The organism is Halomonas sp. IOP_6 (genome assembly GCF_021151565.1).
GTDB lineage: Bacteria > Pseudomonadota > Gammaproteobacteria > Pseudomonadales > Halomonadaceae > Vreelandella > Vreelandella alkaliphila.
This window is the reverse complement of sequence record NZ_JAIRBO010000002.1, coordinates 428,396-445,332: the sequence shown is the minus strand read 5'-3', so window position 1 is coordinate 445,332 and position 16,937 is coordinate 428,396. Positions and strand designations below refer to the sequence as shown.

Annotated in this window: 19 protein-coding genes; 7 read left to right on the top strand and 12 right to left on the bottom strand. The window is 51.5% G+C overall.

Annotated elements, in window-relative coordinates; all coding sequences use genetic code 11:
- Nucleotides 1-62: 62 nt before the first annotated feature.
- Nucleotides 63-1,019, bottom strand: coding sequence for a sugar-binding transcriptional regulator (locus K7H08_RS05585; protein WP_231657419.1), 957 nt, complete (start codon nucleotides 1,017-1,019; stop codon nucleotides 63-65).
- 95 nt (nucleotides 1,020-1,114) lie between these two features.
- Between K7H08_RS05585 and K7H08_RS05580 the strand changes: the two genes are divergently transcribed.
- The gene (locus K7H08_RS05580) at nucleotides 1,115-1,426 is read left to right on the top strand and encodes an NGG1p interacting factor NIF3 (RefSeq protein WP_120385533.1); all 312 of its coding nucleotides are present in this window, start codon (nucleotides 1,115-1,117) and stop codon (nucleotides 1,424-1,426) included.
- Nucleotides 1,427-1,486: 60 nt separating this feature from the next.
- Here the strand turns inward: K7H08_RS05580 and K7H08_RS05575 are convergent, their stop codons facing one another.
- Nucleotides 1,487-2,044, bottom strand: coding sequence for an NUDIX hydrolase (locus tag K7H08_RS05575; protein WP_089038795.1), 558 nt, complete (start codon nucleotides 2,042-2,044; stop codon nucleotides 1,487-1,489).
- 94 nt (nucleotides 2,045-2,138) lie between these two features.
- Between K7H08_RS05575 and K7H08_RS05570 the strand changes: the two genes are divergently transcribed.
- Genes K7H08_RS05570 through K7H08_RS05555 form a run of 4 tightly spaced genes read left to right on the top strand, consistent with a single transcriptional unit; the run spans nucleotide 2,139 to nucleotide 5,724 of the window.
- Nucleotides 2,139-2,798, top strand: a complete 660-nt coding sequence (locus K7H08_RS05570) for a CoA pyrophosphatase (protein WP_198361489.1) — start codon at nucleotides 2,139-2,141, stop codon at nucleotides 2,796-2,798.
- Nucleotides 2,795-3,484, top strand: coding sequence for a 2OG-Fe(II) oxygenase (locus K7H08_RS05565; RefSeq protein WP_231657418.1), 690 nt, complete (start codon nucleotides 2,795-2,797; stop codon nucleotides 3,482-3,484). Before K7H08_RS05570 ends, K7H08_RS05565 begins: the two co-directional genes overlap by 4 nt.
- Nucleotides 3,485-3,490: 6 nt before the next feature.
- On the top strand, nucleotides 3,491-5,023 hold the full coding sequence (locus K7H08_RS05560) for a PAS domain-containing sensor histidine kinase (RefSeq protein WP_120385535.1): 1,533 nt from the start codon (nucleotides 3,491-3,493) through the stop codon (nucleotides 5,021-5,023).
- Between the two features lie 32 nt (nucleotides 5,024-5,055).
- Nucleotides 5,056-5,724 (top strand): response regulator transcription factor, encoded by a 669-nt coding sequence (locus K7H08_RS05555; RefSeq protein ID WP_038482337.1) that lies wholly within the window; start codon nucleotides 5,056-5,058, stop codon nucleotides 5,722-5,724.
- Here the strand turns inward: K7H08_RS05555 and K7H08_RS05550 are convergent.
- Nucleotides 5,717-6,682: a L,D-transpeptidase family protein gene (locus K7H08_RS05550; RefSeq protein WP_038482333.1), complete on the bottom strand. Its 966-nt coding sequence runs from the start codon at nucleotides 6,680-6,682 to the stop codon at nucleotides 5,717-5,719. The two genes, K7H08_RS05555 and K7H08_RS05550, sit on opposite strands and share 8 nt — an antisense overlap.
- A gap of 531 nt (nucleotides 6,683-7,213) precedes the next feature.
- On the opposite strand from K7H08_RS05550, the gene K7H08_RS05545 reads away from it, so the two are divergent.
- The gene (locus K7H08_RS05545; protein WP_231657417.1) at nucleotides 7,214-7,678 is read left to right on the top strand and encodes a PRC-barrel domain-containing protein; all 465 of its coding nucleotides are present in this window, start codon (nucleotides 7,214-7,216) and stop codon (nucleotides 7,676-7,678) included.
- A gap of 212 nt (nucleotides 7,679-7,890) precedes the next feature.
- On the opposite strand, the gene K7H08_RS05540 is transcribed toward K7H08_RS05545, so the two are convergent.
- The 3 genes from K7H08_RS05540 to K7H08_RS05530 all read right to left on the bottom strand — a co-directional run bounded on the left by K7H08_RS05540 (nucleotide 7,891) and on the right by K7H08_RS05530 (nucleotide 10,098).
- Nucleotides 7,891-8,313: an OsmC family protein gene (locus K7H08_RS05540; RefSeq protein WP_038482328.1), complete on the bottom strand. Its 423-nt coding sequence runs from the start codon at nucleotides 8,311-8,313 to the stop codon at nucleotides 7,891-7,893.
- A gap of 105 nt (nucleotides 8,314-8,418) precedes the next feature.
- Nucleotides 8,419-9,306 carry a flagellar motor protein MotB gene (locus tag K7H08_RS05535; RefSeq protein WP_231657416.1) on the bottom strand — a complete coding sequence of 296 codons (888 nt, stop codon included), beginning with the start codon at nucleotides 9,304-9,306 and terminating at the stop codon, nucleotides 8,419-8,421.
- 3 nt (nucleotides 9,307-9,309) lie between these two features.
- On the bottom strand, nucleotides 9,310-10,098 hold the full coding sequence (locus tag K7H08_RS05530; protein WP_231657415.1) for a MotA/TolQ/ExbB proton channel family protein: 789 nt from the start codon (nucleotides 10,096-10,098) through the stop codon (nucleotides 9,310-9,312).
- 247 nt (nucleotides 10,099-10,345) lie between these two features.
- On the opposite strand from K7H08_RS05530, the gene K7H08_RS05525 reads away from it, so the two are divergent.
- Entirely contained in the window at nucleotides 10,346-11,251 is a 906-nt protein-coding gene (locus K7H08_RS05525) for a DMT family transporter (protein ID WP_231657414.1), read from the top strand.
- On the opposite strand, the gene K7H08_RS05520 is transcribed toward K7H08_RS05525, so the two are convergent.
- The 6 genes from K7H08_RS05520 to K7H08_RS05495 all read right to left on the bottom strand — a co-directional run bounded on the left by K7H08_RS05520 (nucleotide 11,205) and on the right by K7H08_RS05495 (nucleotide 16,877).
- Nucleotides 11,205-12,050 (bottom strand): MOSC domain-containing protein, encoded by an 846-nt coding sequence (locus K7H08_RS05520; RefSeq protein ID WP_231657413.1) that lies wholly within the window; start codon nucleotides 12,048-12,050, stop codon nucleotides 11,205-11,207. The two genes, K7H08_RS05525 and K7H08_RS05520, sit on opposite strands and share 47 nt — an antisense overlap.
- Before the next feature lie 106 nt (nucleotides 12,051-12,156).
- Nucleotides 12,157-13,152 carry a gluconate operon transcriptional repressor GntR gene (gene gntR / locus K7H08_RS05515; RefSeq protein WP_231657478.1) on the bottom strand — a complete coding sequence of 332 codons (996 nt, stop codon included), beginning with the start codon at nucleotides 13,150-13,152 and terminating at the stop codon, nucleotides 12,157-12,159.
- A 132-nt stretch (nucleotides 13,153-13,284) separates the two neighbouring features.
- Nucleotides 13,285-13,809, bottom strand: coding sequence for a gluconokinase (locus K7H08_RS05510; RefSeq protein WP_084183663.1), 525 nt, complete (start codon nucleotides 13,807-13,809; stop codon nucleotides 13,285-13,287).
- Nucleotides 13,810-13,821: 12 nt separating this feature from the next.
- Nucleotides 13,822-15,102, bottom strand: coding sequence for a TRAP transporter large permease (locus K7H08_RS05505; protein WP_009722466.1), 1,281 nt, complete (start codon nucleotides 15,100-15,102; stop codon nucleotides 13,822-13,824).
- A 2-nt stretch (nucleotides 15,103-15,104) separates the two neighbouring features.
- The gene (locus K7H08_RS05500; protein WP_231657412.1) at nucleotides 15,105-15,731 is read right to left on the bottom strand and encodes a TRAP transporter small permease; all 627 of its coding nucleotides are present in this window, start codon (nucleotides 15,729-15,731) and stop codon (nucleotides 15,105-15,107) included.
- Nucleotides 15,732-15,803: 72 nt separating this feature from the next.
- Nucleotides 15,804-16,877 carry a TRAP transporter substrate-binding protein gene (locus K7H08_RS05495; RefSeq protein WP_038482312.1) on the bottom strand — a complete coding sequence of 358 codons (1,074 nt, stop codon included), beginning with the start codon at nucleotides 16,875-16,877 and terminating at the stop codon, nucleotides 15,804-15,806.
- Nucleotides 16,878-16,937 lie beyond the last annotated feature (60 nt).

Below are 16,937 nucleotides of genomic sequence, written 5' to 3'. Positions count from 1 at the left end.
CCTACTCTTTTAGACTTTATGCTAATTCATTCAGCTATTTGCATGTTGCACTGCGCTATAAATCATTGCGTAATGGTGTTAACGATTTGTCTCGCCGCAATTTCATCCGTTATCAATCCTTTTAACCAGCCTCCTCGCAATGCTGCCCGTATGGCGGGTGCTTTATCGTGCCCACCCGCTATTGCCACCATAAGATGCTTACCGAACCGCTCTAGAGGTAAACTGGTCACTCGCCGTGTTATTGAGCAATCAATTACCTCTCCCTGGTCGTTAAGCGGCCAGCCCAGCAACTCACCTACTGCTTTAAGGCTTAATAGCTCATCTAGCTCACTTTCGCTGATGAAGTGGTCTTGAAACAGCGTGGCTTGCCGATCAATTCTGCCGACTCCAATAAAGGCAGCTTCAGATTCTCTCGCCACATCAGCAATCGCTTTAAACAGGCGCTGTGTCAGCATGGCCTCTTTCTCGACTAACGACTCCGCTACCACGGGTGCAGGTAGTAAAAAGCGCTCGCCGCCCGTTTTATCCGCCAGCAGCATGACCGCGTCGTAGCGGTTAGCCGAACCATCCCTGGCAACATTACCCACCAGAGAAACAAAGCGATGTTGGGGCCGCTCAACACGGCTAAGAGCCTCTACCGCAGCCCGAACCGAGCGCCCAGTCCCCAAAGACAGCGTTAATGGATCGCTGCGCTCCACCAAACGAGCCATCCGTTCAGCACCTGCAACAGCTAAATAATACGCAGCATTTTCAGGTGCCTGGCTATCGGCGGGCACAACATCGCAATACGCCAAGCCGAAATGATCGCGAAGCACACTGCCTAATGTCATACAGGTAGAAATAGGATGGTCAATATGGACCTTTACCAACCCTTCTTGCCTTGCGAGCGCTAACAGGCGCTGGACACCGGGTCGAGAAACCCCTAGTTGGTTGGCAATTTCATCCTGAGTCATACCGCCGACATAAGACATCCAAGCTGCTCTGGCCGCCTGATCAAGCTTCACCTCAAACTTATCCATTGACACACTCACTGCCCTATAATTTGAAATATTGTCGCACAACGCCTTCACTAGGGCTCTTGCGCCATGGTTTATTAATAAGGATAAAGATGACTATGTACAAGCTTGCTTTTTTTGTTCCCATTGAAGATGCCGAGAGTGTTAAAGAAGCGGTCTTTGAGACAGGAGCTGGCCGACTTGGTGATTATGAGGCCTGCTGTTTTCAAACCCACGGTACCGGCCAGTTCCGCCCGCTAGAGGGCGCGCACCCCCATATTGGACACGTAGGGTCACTTGAAACTGTCGAAGAAGTGAAGGTTGAACTTGTTTGCCGCGATGAGTATATACGGGCAGCAATTGCGGCATTGAAGTTAGCCCACCCCTATGAAGAGGTGGCCTATGATGTTTGGCAATTGGCCGAGCTGTAATTCAGTAATACAAGGCTTTAATAGATGACGTTGCTAGCAACGCCTAAACAGCAATAAAACTTAGGCACTGCCAAAATATCGCTCCCTATCTTCAGGGGTAATCGAGCTGATGTGCAGCGGGTAGTGCGCATTTTTACGGTCTTCATAGAAGTGCTGTAACGTGCGCTCAATCGTTGGAAAAGCAAGCTCGTCCCAAGGAATTTCATGCTCTTCGAACAGCGCGACTTCCAAGCTTTCAGGGCCTGCGCTAAAGCCACCGAGAAGCTCTGCACGGAAAATCATATACACTTGATTGATATGAGGCAGATCAATGAGCGTGTATAACCCCTCCAGTTTGACCTCTGCAACGGCCTCCTCCCAGGTCTCGCGTGCGGCGGCCTGCTGAGTGGTTTCGGCGTTTTCCATATAGCCCGCGGGGAGTGTCCAATAGCCTTTACGCGGAGAAATCGCCCGTTTACACAGCAATATTTTATCGTCAATCACCGGCAGCGTACCCGCCACAATACGCGGGTTCTGGTAATGAATAGTGCCACAGGCATCGCATAAATAGCGCGAACGGTCATCGCCTTCAGGAACAGCAAAACGGACTTTTTCACCACACTGACTACAAAAATTCATCGCGTTTTCTCTACGGCTGATGGGGCAAGGCTTTAACGTACTTGACGTCAATAACCGCTGCTGGGTAAAAGAGAACAAAGTAAATGGAAGCCCTATGTTAGAGAAACTACGCAAACAACTGCAACAGCACTCCCCCCAACGGCTAGACCACGTTGTAATGCCCGAGGCTGCCGTGCTAATGCCTATTGTTGAGCGTCCATCGCCCACGCTGCTGTTTACACGGCGAGCGAGCCATCTCAGCACTCACAGTGGCCAAGTGGCATTTCCCGGCGGCAAACGCGAGGCCTGCGATGCCGACCTCTATGCTACGGCTCTTCGCGAGGCACAAGAAGAGATTGCGCTAGCGCCTTCCCTTGTACAACCCTTGGGAAGGTTATCAGACGTTATTTCACTACATGGCATCCGAGTTACGCCATGGGTCGGCATTATTCCGCCAGATTTACCGTTGGTAGCAGATCCCTCAGAATTAGACACCATTTTTGAAGTGCCACTCAGTCATTTTCTAGACGACAAGCGCACCCACACCGATGTAATAACGGTAGATGGCGTTGCTCACTACGTACCTAGCTACCATGTCGACGGCCACGTGATTTGGGGGCTTTCTGCCATGATGCTGGTAGAACTACTGGCGGAAGGGTTTGGCATGCCAATTGACCTTTACCAGCGCCCACCAGGGGCGTTACGTCACTACCCTGAGAGAAGCAGTCGCCTACCAAAAGCAGCTCGCATGCCGACTAAGAGAACCATGAAATGATTGCCTCTGCAGCGCCAAACTCTTTACCCAGTAGCAATACCCCCCCAGCGATCAACCCTATCGCCCATATTGCCCTGGTTGATGCGCTCGTTGAGCAAGGCTGGTACGTGGGTAACAACGTGATAGACCTTGATCTTTGCCAAGCGCTGCACCGAGAGCTGAACCATATGGCCGAACACGATGTGCTTGATGAGGCAGGCATTGGCCGCGGTAAAGAACATCACCTTCGCAAAGATATTCGTGGCGATGCCATTCACTGGTTGGATAGAGAAAGCGCAGCCCAGCGCCGCTACCTTGACGCCATGGCAGAACTCCAGCTATCCCTCAATCAAGCGCTTTTCCTGGGGTTGTTTGAGTATGAGGCCCACTTTGCCCACTACCCGCCCGGCGCGTTTTATCAACGCCACTTAGACAGTTTTCGAGGGCGAGCTAACCGGGTTATTTCAACCGTCGGTTACTTAAACCCTAAGTGGCCCTTAGATGGCGGCGGAGAGATGGTCATTTATCACCCCGACACCCCTTCTCTGGAAGTCGCCCGCGTAGTGCCTGAAGCAGGTACGTTCGCCTGTTTTTTATCCGAAACCATTCCCCATGAGGTACTGCCAACCCAGCATCCGCGTGCCAGCATCGCTGGTTGGTTTAGGCGCAACGCCTCACTGGGTGGCGTGCTCGACCCGGCGCGCTGAAACACTATGGACACCAGTAACGAAGCCACATTAATCGCCAGAATCAAAGCCCTAGAAGCGCAAAATGCAGTGCTAGAAGAAGAGAAGCGTCATTATCAGTGGCTGGCAGAAAGCACCACTGATTTGATATCTCGCCATGCCCGCGACGGTACTTTTTTATATGCTTCCCAGGCGGCGCGAGACTTACTAGGGTACGAACCAGAAGAGCTGATTGGCGTATCGGCCTATCAGCTGTTTCATCCCGCCGACCTAAGTGATCTGCTGAACAAATCACCCCGGGTCTACTATCACGACGGTTTTTATCAGCAAACGTATCGGTTTCGGGCTAAAGCAGGTCACTACATCTGGTTTGAAACCACCAGCCGAACCCGCCGAGATGATGCCACAGGCGAGCTAATTGATATTTTATGCGTCTCTCGGGACGTGAGCCGCCGAGTTCATGCCGAAGCCACAAGAGAGCGTTTAGCACAGGTGGTCGAATCCACTACCGACTACGTACTTTTTTTAGGGCCTAATCAGCATATTTTTAGTGCCAACGAAGCGGCACGGCGCTGTTTTTCACTCCCACGAGATGCCATGCAAGTTGCCCTGTCAGCGCTTTACCCTAGTGACTCGTTGGCACTATTGGAGCAGGTGGTATTCCCCGCCGTTGAACGCTATGGCTCCTGGAGCGGCGAGCTGGAAATGCTCAGCACGCACGGCTTAGTTCCCGTGCTTAGTGTCGTGCTTACCCACCGCAGCCGAGGGGCAGAACCAGGGCACTTTGCATTAATTAATCGCGATATTAGCGTGCGTAAAGCTGCCGAAGCCCAGGCACGTCGGCACCAAGAACAAATTGCCCATGCCAATCGGTTAGCTGCCGCCGGAGAGCTTGCGTCTAATATTGCTCATGAACTCAATCAGCCCCTTGGTGCAATCGCCAACTACACCAGTGGCGCCCTTTTGAAAACAACGCACACGCCCAACTTACCCGCCAGTGAGCTACGACTGCCACTGGCCCGCATTGATGAGCAAGTACAGCGTCTTGCCGAACGACTCCGCCATATGCGCAGCTTTGTGCGTAAACGCAGCCACTGTGTCAGGCCCCTGGTGCTTGAACAGGTCATTGCCGCCGCCTTTCAACTGTGCGACTGGCAGTATAAACAGGCCTCAGTTCAACTTACCCAACAATTGCCCCACGGGTTGCCACGTATTTATGCGGACCCTATTGCCCTTGAGCAAGTAATCGTTAACCTATTGCTCAACGCGCTAACCGCGAGCCGTGATACCCCTGGTGCCGATCAGGTCATCGTTTCAGCGCTAAAAAGCGGCAATCGACAGCTGACTCTTAGCGTTGAAGACCAGGGCCCAGGTGTAGCGCCAGCACATCAAGACACCATTTTTGATGCCTTCTTCACCACCCGCGATGAAGGGTTGGGAATGGGCTTGGCAATTAGCCGTTCGCTAATTGAGAGCATGGGCGGGGCGCTTACTCTGCGCCCCCAACAAAGCGCGAAAGGCGCCTGCTTTGACATCACACTTCGCACAGAAACAATATGAATGCGCAATCAGTGCATTAACAGGGGCCAGTAATGACCAGCAGTGTTGAACGACAGTCTACCGCCACTATCGCGGTTGTTGATGATGATCAAGCATTGCGTGAATCGCTGGTTTGGCTGCTTGAATCCGTCGGATTAACCGCTCAAGCGTTTCATGACGGCGAGCAATTCTTAGCGAGTCAGCACGATAAGTTGGGCGCGCTGCTGCTTGATGTTCGCATGCCAGGAATGAGTGGACTGCAAGTGCAGCAGCAGTTGGTTGATCAAGGCAATACCCTGCCGGTCATTATGATGACAGGGCATGGTGATGTCCCCATGGCAGTGGCTGCACTAAAGAACGGCGCATTTGATTTTATTGAAAAGCCGTTTAATCACCAGCAGTTGATTGACAGCGTGCAACAGGCGTTGGGCGATGCTCATCAACAGCAACGCGCTAAGCAGCAGTTGGCAATGCTGCGAACACGTTACCAATCGCTACGCCCGAAAGAGCAGCGCATTGTGATTCATGTAGCAGAAGGAATGACCAGTCGTGAAATTGCCGAGCACATGGAGATTAGCGGTAAAACCGTCGAGGTCTATCGGTTAAGAGCCATGAAGGCCATGCACGCTGCAAATTTGGCAGAACTGGTGCGACAAGCGGTGGCGCTGGAGCTCGTTTCCTCGCTCAGCGCCCCCCATGTTCATAGCGAACGGCCTAGCTAAGTGGAACAACCTGGCCATTGGCTTTTTCCAGCACATTACGCACCTGCTCGTAATCAATGCCGTGCTCATTACCTTCATGAGCCTCAATTAGGCTGACCACTTCTAACAGCGTTTCCATACCAAAACTCTGTTCATCCGTGGGCGTAAAAGCTTGAACATAGGCATTTCCGTTACTTTCCCAGCCCACCTTAACGGGGCTGTCGATAATGTTTACCTGCGTACCTACTGGAACACGCCAGAATACAGACTCAATGTCTTCTGGATGCATCCGAATACAGCCCCGGCTAGCACGCATGCCAATACCGTCTGGCTGATTAGTGCCATGAATTAAGTAGCCTGGGATATCCAGCAAAATAGCGTATTGCCCTAACGGATTATCTTCACCTGGTGGAACAACCGCGGGCGCAGGATCACCGCGCTCAGCAGCTTCTTGGCGAATAGACTCAGGTGGATACCATGCAGGGTTCTCAAGACGCATAGTGGTCTTAGTAATGCCCAGCGGCGTATTGTACGCATCGCGACCAATGCCAATAGGATACGTCTCTACTCGCGGCGCCTTGCCCTCTTCCACCTCTGGATAATAATAGAGTCTAAGCTCAGCAACATTAATCACAATGCCAGTGCGCGGCTCATCTGGCAGAATATATTGGCCGGGTATTTTCACCTCAGTACCTTCGCCAGGTATCCAAATACTGGTATCTGGATTGGCCATACGAATCTCTTCGTAACCCACATTATGCTCACGGGCAATGTCGAGCAGGGTATCCTCTTTTTTCGCCGTAACGGTATACACCTCGCCCACCATATTCCCTTCATCAGGGAGCAAAAAGTGGCCTTTGGGTAATTCACTTTCACTAGCAACGGCACTGGATGCAAACAACCAAGCTCCCAGAGCGACACTGCTAGCCCACAATTTTTTAACCTGTCGAAGCGTTTGATACCGCGCGGCAACTGTCATGGGGTCTCCTTATGATGTGGCCTCGATGCTGTGCTAATTGGGCCACTTGAGCATGAATATGCCGACTCACCATTACGGGGTCAACTCGATAGACTGTCGCAGGCGTTTGAAGCATCAGAATGATACGTTTATTGGTTAAAAAACGACATCCAGCCTAATTATAAACAACCGACATTAAAGAGCATCGATATACAACAACCACTTAGCTTTAAAAATTAAAAAAACATTAAAACTGTCATTGTAAAACTTGTCATAACGTCTATCTTACTAAGTACCTTATCGCATTGACGCGAAAGGCTCTGGCCTACTTTTATTGTGGTATTAAAATACCAAAAATAAATAGTCACGCTTAATTTAAAAATAAGCGTAATTATTTATCACCAGGAATAACAGCGACTCAACAACCGATATCATGGAATATATCAACAGCTTTCCAGGAAGGATTAAAAAGCTAACACTATTCGCTGTTAATTTGTTTAGACATCGACGTAGAAACGTTATGTCTTTATGCAAACGCAAGGAGCAAGAGCAATGAAAATGATCAAACCTGCACTTTTAGGTACGCTGATGGTACCCGCATTCATTTTGGCAGCAGGCGCTGCCAATGCTGAAAACACCACCGGCATGGAAGCTTCGTACTTGACCCAAGCGCCGCAAGGCACTTTCCACTCGGATTCTCTAACGGGCAATCAAGTAAAAAGCAGCGTTGAAAACGATGAAGATATCGGCACCATCAATGATTTAATCATTGACGAGGATGGGCAAATTAATGCTGTTGTTGTCGGCGTTGGTGGTTTCCTTGGTATGGGCGAAAAAGATGTCGCTATCGAATGGGATTCGCTTGAACTTACCAAGGATGAAGATGGCGAAGATTACATTATATCGGTAAACGCCTCTCAAGAAGCGTTGGAAAGTGCCGAAGAGTATGAGCGTGGCAATGACCTTCATACAGAACGCGATACTGAGATGAATAACAGCGAAAATGACGACGAGTAACGCGTGTTTTAACAAGCGGCTTTCGCAAACATAAATCCTGTTAAACTCGACTGCTATAGGGCCTTGCTTAGCTGCAAAGCCCTCTTCACAAGTGCCTTTTCATAAGCGCTTTTTCATAAGTGCTTGAAGCGGCTATTGTGCTTCCCCGAAAAAGAGATCATAAAAAAGCGCTGCATGTCTGCAGCGCTTTTCGGCGTTATCTGGCGTTCGAATCACCCCTTTAAGGTTGCGTCCATAGTAATGTCAGCATTTAATACTTTGGAAACAGGGCAGTTCGCTTTAGCTGTTTCAGCAGCTTCTTGAAAGGCTGCGTCATCGGCACCGCTTACGCTGGCTACAACGTCCAAATGAATACTGGAAATATCGAAACCATCTGCACTTTGTGAAAGCGTTACACGCGCATTGGTATCAATAGCATCAGCGGTAAAGCCTTTCTCTCCAAGAATCATGGAAAGCGCCATTGAGAAACAGCTTGCATGGGCAGCGCCAATTAACTCTTCCGGTGTGGTGCCGGGTGCTCCTTCAAAGCGCTGTTTGAACGAATAGCCAGCATCCAATGCTCCACTTTCCGTCGCCACATTGCCTTGACCATCTTTGAGTCCACCTTCCCAACGTGCGCTTGCTTTACTATCCATTCCGTTCTCCTTTCCTTTGATAGTTAGCGTAAACTCGTTTTAAGGACGCAAACACTACGTCCGCCAACTCAATCAGCGTAGCTGATTCTATCGCCGCTGCCGAATTTACTCGGCAGACAGACTGTCTAATTGTGCAGCTACATCACGTTCTGTACTGCTTTGCTCTGTAATGCCCTGCAGTGATCGAATGGAACGCTCTCCACGCTCTTCAAAAGAGTCGTTAAGATCGATCCTTAACTCAACGCGGCGATTGTCCGCCCGCCCTTCAGGCGTGTCATTGGAAGCCAACGGCCTAGTATCAGCGAAGCCTTGTATCATCAGTCGCTCTGCCGTTAGCTCTTCAGTGGCAATAAGCACGTTTGCAACAGAAGACGCACGCAACGCGGACAAATCCCAGTTACTTCGAAAACGGGACGTGCGGATAGGCACGTTGTCCGTATGCCCCTCAATTGAAACCGTTCCGGTGACAGCGGCTAATACCGTTGCCAGCTCTTCTAGCAGATCAGCAAACGCGGGCATGACATCGGCGTTACCAGAGCCAAATGTGCCCTGCTCAGAAATCCTGACGACCACTCGAAACTGATCGACCTCAATGTCGGCAACACCTTCTAACGACGATGCTTTAAGCAAATCTTCGAGACTAGCGGCCACTTGAAGGGTTCGCTGCTGTCGTTGTACATCCAGCATGCTACGCATGGATTCCAACTGTGGTTGCTGCTGGGTAGTTCGTTGTCGCACTTCGTCTAACAAGGTGCGGTCAGGTACTGCTGGAGAAAACTGCTGGAATACCGCACTGGTCCCCATAGGGATTTGGGTAGCCTCAACATCGCGCTGCACGCCGAAGGCTTTTGATAGCTCCTCCGCCACACGGCGAAACTTTTCAGCATCAATTTCTGCAAACGACAATAGCAACACAAAAAAGCATAACAATAGCGACATTAAATCTGCGTATGTCACCATCCAAGCAGGAATATTGGTCTGTTTTTGCGCCATGGATTACGTTCGCTCGCCAGCAGGGCCGGTTTCACCTGAACCTGGCAAGCCACGGTGCTCCGGGGGCAAATAGATGCTCAGCATTTGCTCAAGCACTCGTGGATTTTTATCGCTCTTAATGGCAATCAGCGCGTCGATCCACAGCTCCTGCATTTTGGCTTCCTGGTTCATCCGCACCCATAGTTTTTGAGCGATCGGGTTGGCGATCATCGTTGCAATCATTGCACCATATAAGGTGGTTAACAGAGCAACCGCCATAGCAGGCCCAATTAAAGAAGGGTCGCCCATATTGGAAAGCATTTGTACCAAACCTACCAGGGTGCCAATCATTCCCATCGCGGGAGACACTTCACCTAACGCCGAAAATACTTGGCCGCCTGCTTCGTTTCGTTCCAGCGTCAACAGGCGCTCTTTTTCCATCATATCTTTAATCATTTCGGCGCTGTAGCCGTCGGCCAACATTTGTAGGCCTTTCTTAAGAAACGGAGAATTCACCTCTCGGCTTTCTAACGCAATCATCCCCTCACGGCGGGCAACTTTCGCCAGCTCGACTAATTCATCGATACTTGCTTGAACGCTAGGCAACTGGAATTTAAACGCCCGCGCCGCCGCTTTTAAGGCAAATTTAAATTGGGTGATACTAAACTTCGCCAACACAACAAACAGGCTTCCCCCGACCACTAGCAGCAACCCCGTCGGGTTCATAAACACCTCAGGCGAAGTGCCCATGATTACAGAGGCCCCCACTAACACAGCAGCCCCTACCAAACCTATTAGCGTTGCGAGATCCACGGCCTTCCCTCAAGAATGTAAAAAAATGCTAACTAGCGATTTGCCGAGACAGTAGAGTTTCCTTGCAACAGCGTCAACGCCAAATCGATAACGTTACACAGGTTGACAAACGCACTAACTCTTTTTTAGCAAACGCTGATGCACGGGCAGTCTTGGGTATTCGCTTTCCAACGCTTTATCGTTAAGCTGAGCAGCACTATGGCACTCACCACACCTATGGTCGCCGCAATGAATCTAAGGACACATCATGTCATCGGCTGATGCGCTGCGTTTGGTTTTGCTCTCCTCCCTATGGGGACTGTCGTTTATTTTTATGCGCGTCGCAGTACCGGAGTTTGGCCCAGTCCCGCTCGTGCTAATAAGAATGGGCATCGGCGCATTGCTCTTAGTACCGTTGCTAATGAGCCTGCGCTATCTAACGCTCATTTGGCAGCATAAAGGGGCGTTATTGATTTTAGGCATCATTAACCATGTGCTGCCTTTTTCATTACTGGCGTTGGCAACGACTCGTTTAGAGGCGGGTTTTACGTCGCTTATTAACGCCACTACACCGATTTTTACCGCGTTATTGGGCGCTGCTTTTTTTGCCACACCCATTCAGCGCCAACAATATCTAGGGTTAGCGTTGGCGTTGTTTGGTGTGTATGTGCTTTCTGCTGATCGGCTAGACTTCGCCCTAGGCGGCGACGGCTGGTTTATTGTTGCCGTACTCGGCGCGACGTTTTGTTATGGGCTTGCCGGTAACTACTCGAAAACGCGCTTGAGTCATCTACCCAGCCGCGTGCTGGCGGCCGGTAGCAGCGCGATGTCAGCACTGGTGTTACTAGTACCTGGTCTGCTGCTCTGGCCAAGCGAGCCAGTCAGCGTGCTCGCCTGGGGTAACGCCCTGGCGCTGGCGATGCTAAGCACCACACTCGCGTTCCTGCTTTACTTCGGACTTTTAGCCAGCGCAGGCGCTACCGCAACGTCAACCGTTACCTTTTTGATTCCTGTCAGCGCGCTACTGTGGGGATATTTACTGCTTGATGAAACGCTTAGCCTTCAAGTGGTGACTGGGATGGTGATTACCCTGTCAGGCACCGCCATTGCCACCCGGCTATTAAAGTTTAGGTCTCGCGGTGCGTTGACACCACCTCGTCCCCCACACGAATAGTGCCTCCTTGCCCTGTGGTCAGCGTGGCATTTTGGCCAAAGTGAGCACCCTTCAGGTGAGGCTGAGTGTTCAGAGAAAGCAGTGTTTTCAGTGGTTCTGCCTGCGCCGGTATGGTGCCAGTATGCTGATCAACCGTGGTGATTTTGCAGCGCTGACAGGGCTTACGAAGCGTCAGCTCATAGCCGCCTTCACCCGCGAGTGTTGCCCACTGGTCTTCCGCCCAGGCATCATCACAGTCGACCACAATATTCGGCCGAAAACGGTTCATCGGTACAGGGGATTGCCCATTGGCAACAAGTGCTTGATTCAAAGCATCCAGAGAGCCGGTGGTGGTTATCAGGAAAGGGTAGCCATCAGAAAAGTAGGTATGGGCCTCGCCTCCCGCCAGAAAATCCTCTTCAACAGAACGCGTAAACTCTGTAGCAAAGCGCACCAAACTGATGCCTTGTGCTTGCTCCCCCAGCGCCGCCACAAGCCAGCGGGATACGTCGTCGCTTTCTGGCAGTGCTTTGCAGTGGTCGTTCCACACTTTTACAAGACGCAAATTGCCTTGGGGGTCTTCAAGGGGAATCGCGATCGGATCTACCTTGGGGTGAGAGAGCACCAGTGCTTGATCGGTTAATTCAACCGCGATGGTCGCAAGCTCTGGTAGCTGGCGCTGGGTGACAAAACGCTGCTGAGCATCCACTAACATCCACCGGCGATCCCAGGCCAACCCATGGCCATGGAGTTCACTTTGGGTAACGTTAATTCCCTTTAAGGATTTAACCGGATAGACAATGAGTTGGGTAATATTCACGGCGGTCTCATGCTCTCTATAGCGATTTTTTTAATGGCTTTTTTAATGACCAATCTTTAATTAACAGCCTATCGAGTTTACTGGCTCGCCGCTAGCTATCTAGAAACTAAAGTGTTTTACCCGCCTCAATTCGATACCCCAAATCCATTACTTGGTGTTCAGGTGTTTCGCCACGAATGCGCGACAATAGCGCTTTCGCAGCGACTTCCCCAATGGCTTGCCGAGGTGTAATGACACTGGCAAGGCGCGGGCTCATCGCCTGGCCGACATCGTGGCCATGAAACCCAGCAATCGCCATCTGTTCGGGGACATTAATGCCATGGCGCAAACACTCAAAGTAAGCCCCCACCGCAACATCGTCGTTGGTGCAGAAAACACCATCGGCACTAGAGTGATCTCGTTGAATTTCCTGCATAAGCGCCGCCCCGACGCTATAGGAAGAACGCTGACTGCTCTGCAGCGTTATCGGCTTTAAGCCATGCTCTTCCATAGCTTGGCGATAGCCTTGCTCGCGCTGGCGTGTCCGCTCATCCAGACGCACAGCTAGATAAATCACCTGACGCCTGCCACGGCGAATCATCTCACTGACCATATCGTAAGCGGCCTGCACGTTATCGTAACCCACCGCCTGCTGCAGCGGTGGGCGACGGGTATCCATAATTTCCACAATAGGAATACCGGCTGTCTCCAACATTCGCAGGCTACGCGGCGTGTGATCGCGGTCAGACAAGATGACGCCATCCACATTATAAGAGAGCAGCGAGGCCAAACTGCGCTCTTCAAGCTCAGGGCTGTAACCGTAGTGAGAGAGCATCAAGTGATAGCCGGCAGGCTCGGTGTACGCTTCGATACCGACAATGACATCAGCAAATACCTGGTTGGTCAGCGATGGTACCAACACGCCGATAGAGTGGCTGGTAGCCCGAGAAAGCAGGTCTGGTGCCCGATTGGGAATATAGCCAATCTGTTCAGCAACGCTGAAAATACGTTCGCGAAGTCCTTCTGATACCGTATCAGGGTCCCGCAAGCAGCGACTGACGGTCATTTTTGTCGCGTCAACGCGATCAGCAATATCTTGTAATGTCGGGCGTTTTTTCTTCAATGGCGTCACTGACTGTTCTGTTAAGTGCGTAAGTCTGTTAAGTACGTAAGCCTACTAAATACAGGTCTGTTAAATGCGCAGGGGCCATACCATAGCGAATAGTACGGCCCCTCGCCTATCCCATCCTTTAGCCTAATGAACGCGTAGCGTAGGCGCTAGCGCCGCCGTAAAGTGCTCGACAATCTCGCTAGGCGATAGCGCAATGGAGACCGTCATCGCTTCATCACTGCTTGGCGGCTCTAAATCGGCGAGCTGGCTTGCCAGCATATTATCACCTTTAAAGAAGTGCCCTGCCCTGGTTGCTAACCGTTCACGCAGAAGCGCATGGCTTCCTTCTAGATATAAAACATGCAGCGCAGGGTCACCTTCGCGCAGGCGATCCCGATAGCGTTTTTTAAGGCCGGAACAGGCGATGACCACGGACGCATTGCGCGCTTTATGAGCCGCGAACAAGTCAGCAAGCGTTGCCAGCCAGTCACGACGATCGTTGTCATTGAGTGGCGTGCCGCTGGCCATTTTCGCCACATTAGCCGGTGAATGATGGTCGTCACCGTCAATAAACGTTGCGCCCAGCTCTGCTGCTAACTGTTGTCCGATATGCGACTTCCCTGATCCAGAAACGCCCATGACAAGAATACGATGTGATGGCTTATTCACTCGATGCTCCTATCAATTGCCGCGCACGGCGGTGAGGTCAGGCAGCCAAGTAACGATGCCAGGGAACGCAATCAGCACCACCAGAACAACGATCAAGGCGGCGTAGTAAGGCAGCATGGCTTTTACCAGAGACTCCATAGACACCTTGCCGACACCACACCCAACGTACAGACAGGTACCAACCGGCGGGGTTAACAACCCAATGCCTAAAATAAAGGCCATTAGAACGCCAAAGTAAGCGGCATCAACACCCACCGATGTCACGATCGGTGCAAGCATTGGCGCCATAATCACCATGGCTGGCGTTAGGTCCATTACAAACCCCACCAACAGCAGTAGCCCCGCCACAATCAGCAGCAGCAAAAACGGCTCCTGGGTAATCGCCTGTACTTGGCGCACTAAGGTTTGTGGAACCATGTTAATGGTTAAAAACCAGGCAATAACGGTGGCAAAAGCCAACAACATCATCACCATCCCAGTAAGCCTTGCGGTGCGAATTAACATACCGCCCAACTCGCTGAGCTTAAATTCGCGGTATACCAGCAGGGAAATCGCCAACGAATAGAGCAGCGCAGCAACGGCGGCTTCTGTGGCGGTAAACACGCCGCCAATAATGCCGCCAATAACGATCACAGGAAGTACCAGGGCTAGCCAGGCATCCTTAAACGCTTTCCACAAGCGATCCCAGCGGAATTGGCGAACGCCGCCACCCTGCTTGCTCGCTAGAATAAAGGTGGTCACCATTAGCGCCGCGCCAATTAACAGGCCAGGCACAATCCCCGCGATAAACAGACGACTGATCGACGTCTCGGTAACAATGCCATATAAAATAAGCGGTATAGACGGTGGAATAATAATGCCGATCACCGACGATACGGTGTTAATCGCCGTGGCATTTGCGGCGGTGTAACCTTGCTGTTTCATCGAGGGGATCATCATCGCGCCGGTCGCTGCGGTATCCGCAACCGCCGAACCGCTGATCCCGCCAAAAAACATCGAACCGGTAATGGCTACCTGGCCAAGCCCGCCGCGCATAAAGCCAACTAACGCGCCAGCAAGCTCCATCAAGCGTCGTGCAATGCCACCATTACTCATCACTTCGCCGACGAGAATAAAGAAGGGAATCGCTAGTAGCGGGAAGCTATTCACGCCACGAATTGACTGCTCAATCATAATCGATAGCGGGATATCAGACAGCACCGCCATGACTAAGGCTGCTACCCCTAGGCCAAACGCAATCGGCAAACCAATCACAATAGACGCCAATAATATGGCTAGAAAAATCCACAGCATGATTAACGCTCCCCTGGTAAGTCAGCCGATTGGCGATGTGGTTGACGGATAACTCCCACGCTGATCCACATACGCCAGAGCGATACCGCCGCGATAAAAATGACGCACAACACCAACGACAGGCTGACCAAACTTAGCGGTACGCCCATGATCGCGGAGCGTCCGCTTGAGCGCGTGAGCACTTGATAACCACCCCAAATCATCACTAGCATCAACCCAGTAATAATCAGGTGTTGTAAGAAATAGAGCATGTGCGCAACACGCAATGGCAAACGTCTCACCAGCGCATCGACAGCAATATGCTCATAGCGTGCAAACGCCGCCGCTGCGCCGATAAAGACCAGCCAAATAAACAGCATGCGCGCCAGCTCATCGACCCAAGGCAGTGAATGATTGAACACAGAGCGGCCAACGACATTACTGGAAACCGCGACAATCAGCGCCACCAAAATAGCGCCAATCAAATACTCCATAGCGAGTGTTAACCAGCGGAACAGCGCAGGACCCTGACGTGTCTCAGTATCAATTTCAAGCAGCTTGCGATTAGGGTCGTTTAAATAAACCGACGGATCTTCCAACGTTGGTGCTGTAGAGGTCACCACGTTTGGGGGAGTAGAGGAGGTAGTCATAAGAACTCCGAGGGGCACTGACAAGTCGGGCAGGCGTGTGGGCCTGCCCGATGGTGCGCTATACGCAGCAGATTAGTGGCTGCTGTCTTCGACGATTTGTTGAATTTCAGCGATCAGATCTTCACCGATACGCGGCGCCCACTCTTCATAAACAGGCTGCACGGCGTCTTGGAAAGCGGCTAACTGCTCATCATCTAAGCGGGTAATTTGCATACCGCGTGCTTCTAACTGATCACGCGACCAGTCGTCATACTCGGCAGAAAGCTGGATTTCGTACTCAGCCGACTGTCGGGCGGCTTCCTGCACCAGCGCTTGATACTCAGGCGCCATGCGGTTCCAGGTACGCTCGGAAAGCATCATGATAAATGGCGTATAAACGTGACGCGTTTCGGTGCCGTAATCCTGCACTTCATTGAAGTTAGAAGTAAGGATGGTGCTCCACGGGTTTTCCTGGCCGTCTACAACGCCTTGCTCAAGCGCCGAAAATAGCTCGCCGAAGGCCATTGGTGTTGGGTTGGCACCTAACGCTTCCCAAATTGCCAGGTGAACCGGGTTTTGCATCGTACGAACACTGAGGCCGCGAACGTCCAGGCCCGCCACATCTTCTGGTGATTCGACAGGGCGTGCACTGTTAGACAACTGACGATAGCCGTTTTCAGAGAACGTCAGCGCTTTTAAGCCTGTACCCTCGAACGCATCCAGCATTCCCTGAGCCACGTCACTCTGCATAACAGCCACTGCGGCTTCTCGGCTCGGTAGTAGGAACGGCAAATCAAATGCTGACAGTGCCTCCACGTACCCAGTCGTTGCAGAGCTTGAAGGATAGGTCATATCCAACGTGCCGGTTTGCAGCATTTCCATCATTTGGACATCGTCGCCCAATTGGCTGTTGGGAAAAACATTGACCGTAATACGACCATCGGTACGCTGCTCAAGAATTTCACCGAAGTACTGGCTAGAGAGAAACTGCGGCGATGTTTCGGACAGGCCAATGCCCATACGCAGAGTGTGGCTTCCGTGGTCAGCCACTACGTCGCCTTCAATCGCGGGCGGATCAGAAAGTTCAGGGCCTTGCGCATGTGCCATGCCAAAAGTCAGAGTGGTCGCGCCGACCAGAGTAAGCGTGCTGCGCCAAATCGTTGTCATGACGTTATCTCCAGAATAGTCGTTGTTGTTGGTTGGCTATTTACCGAAAGGCTATCGAAT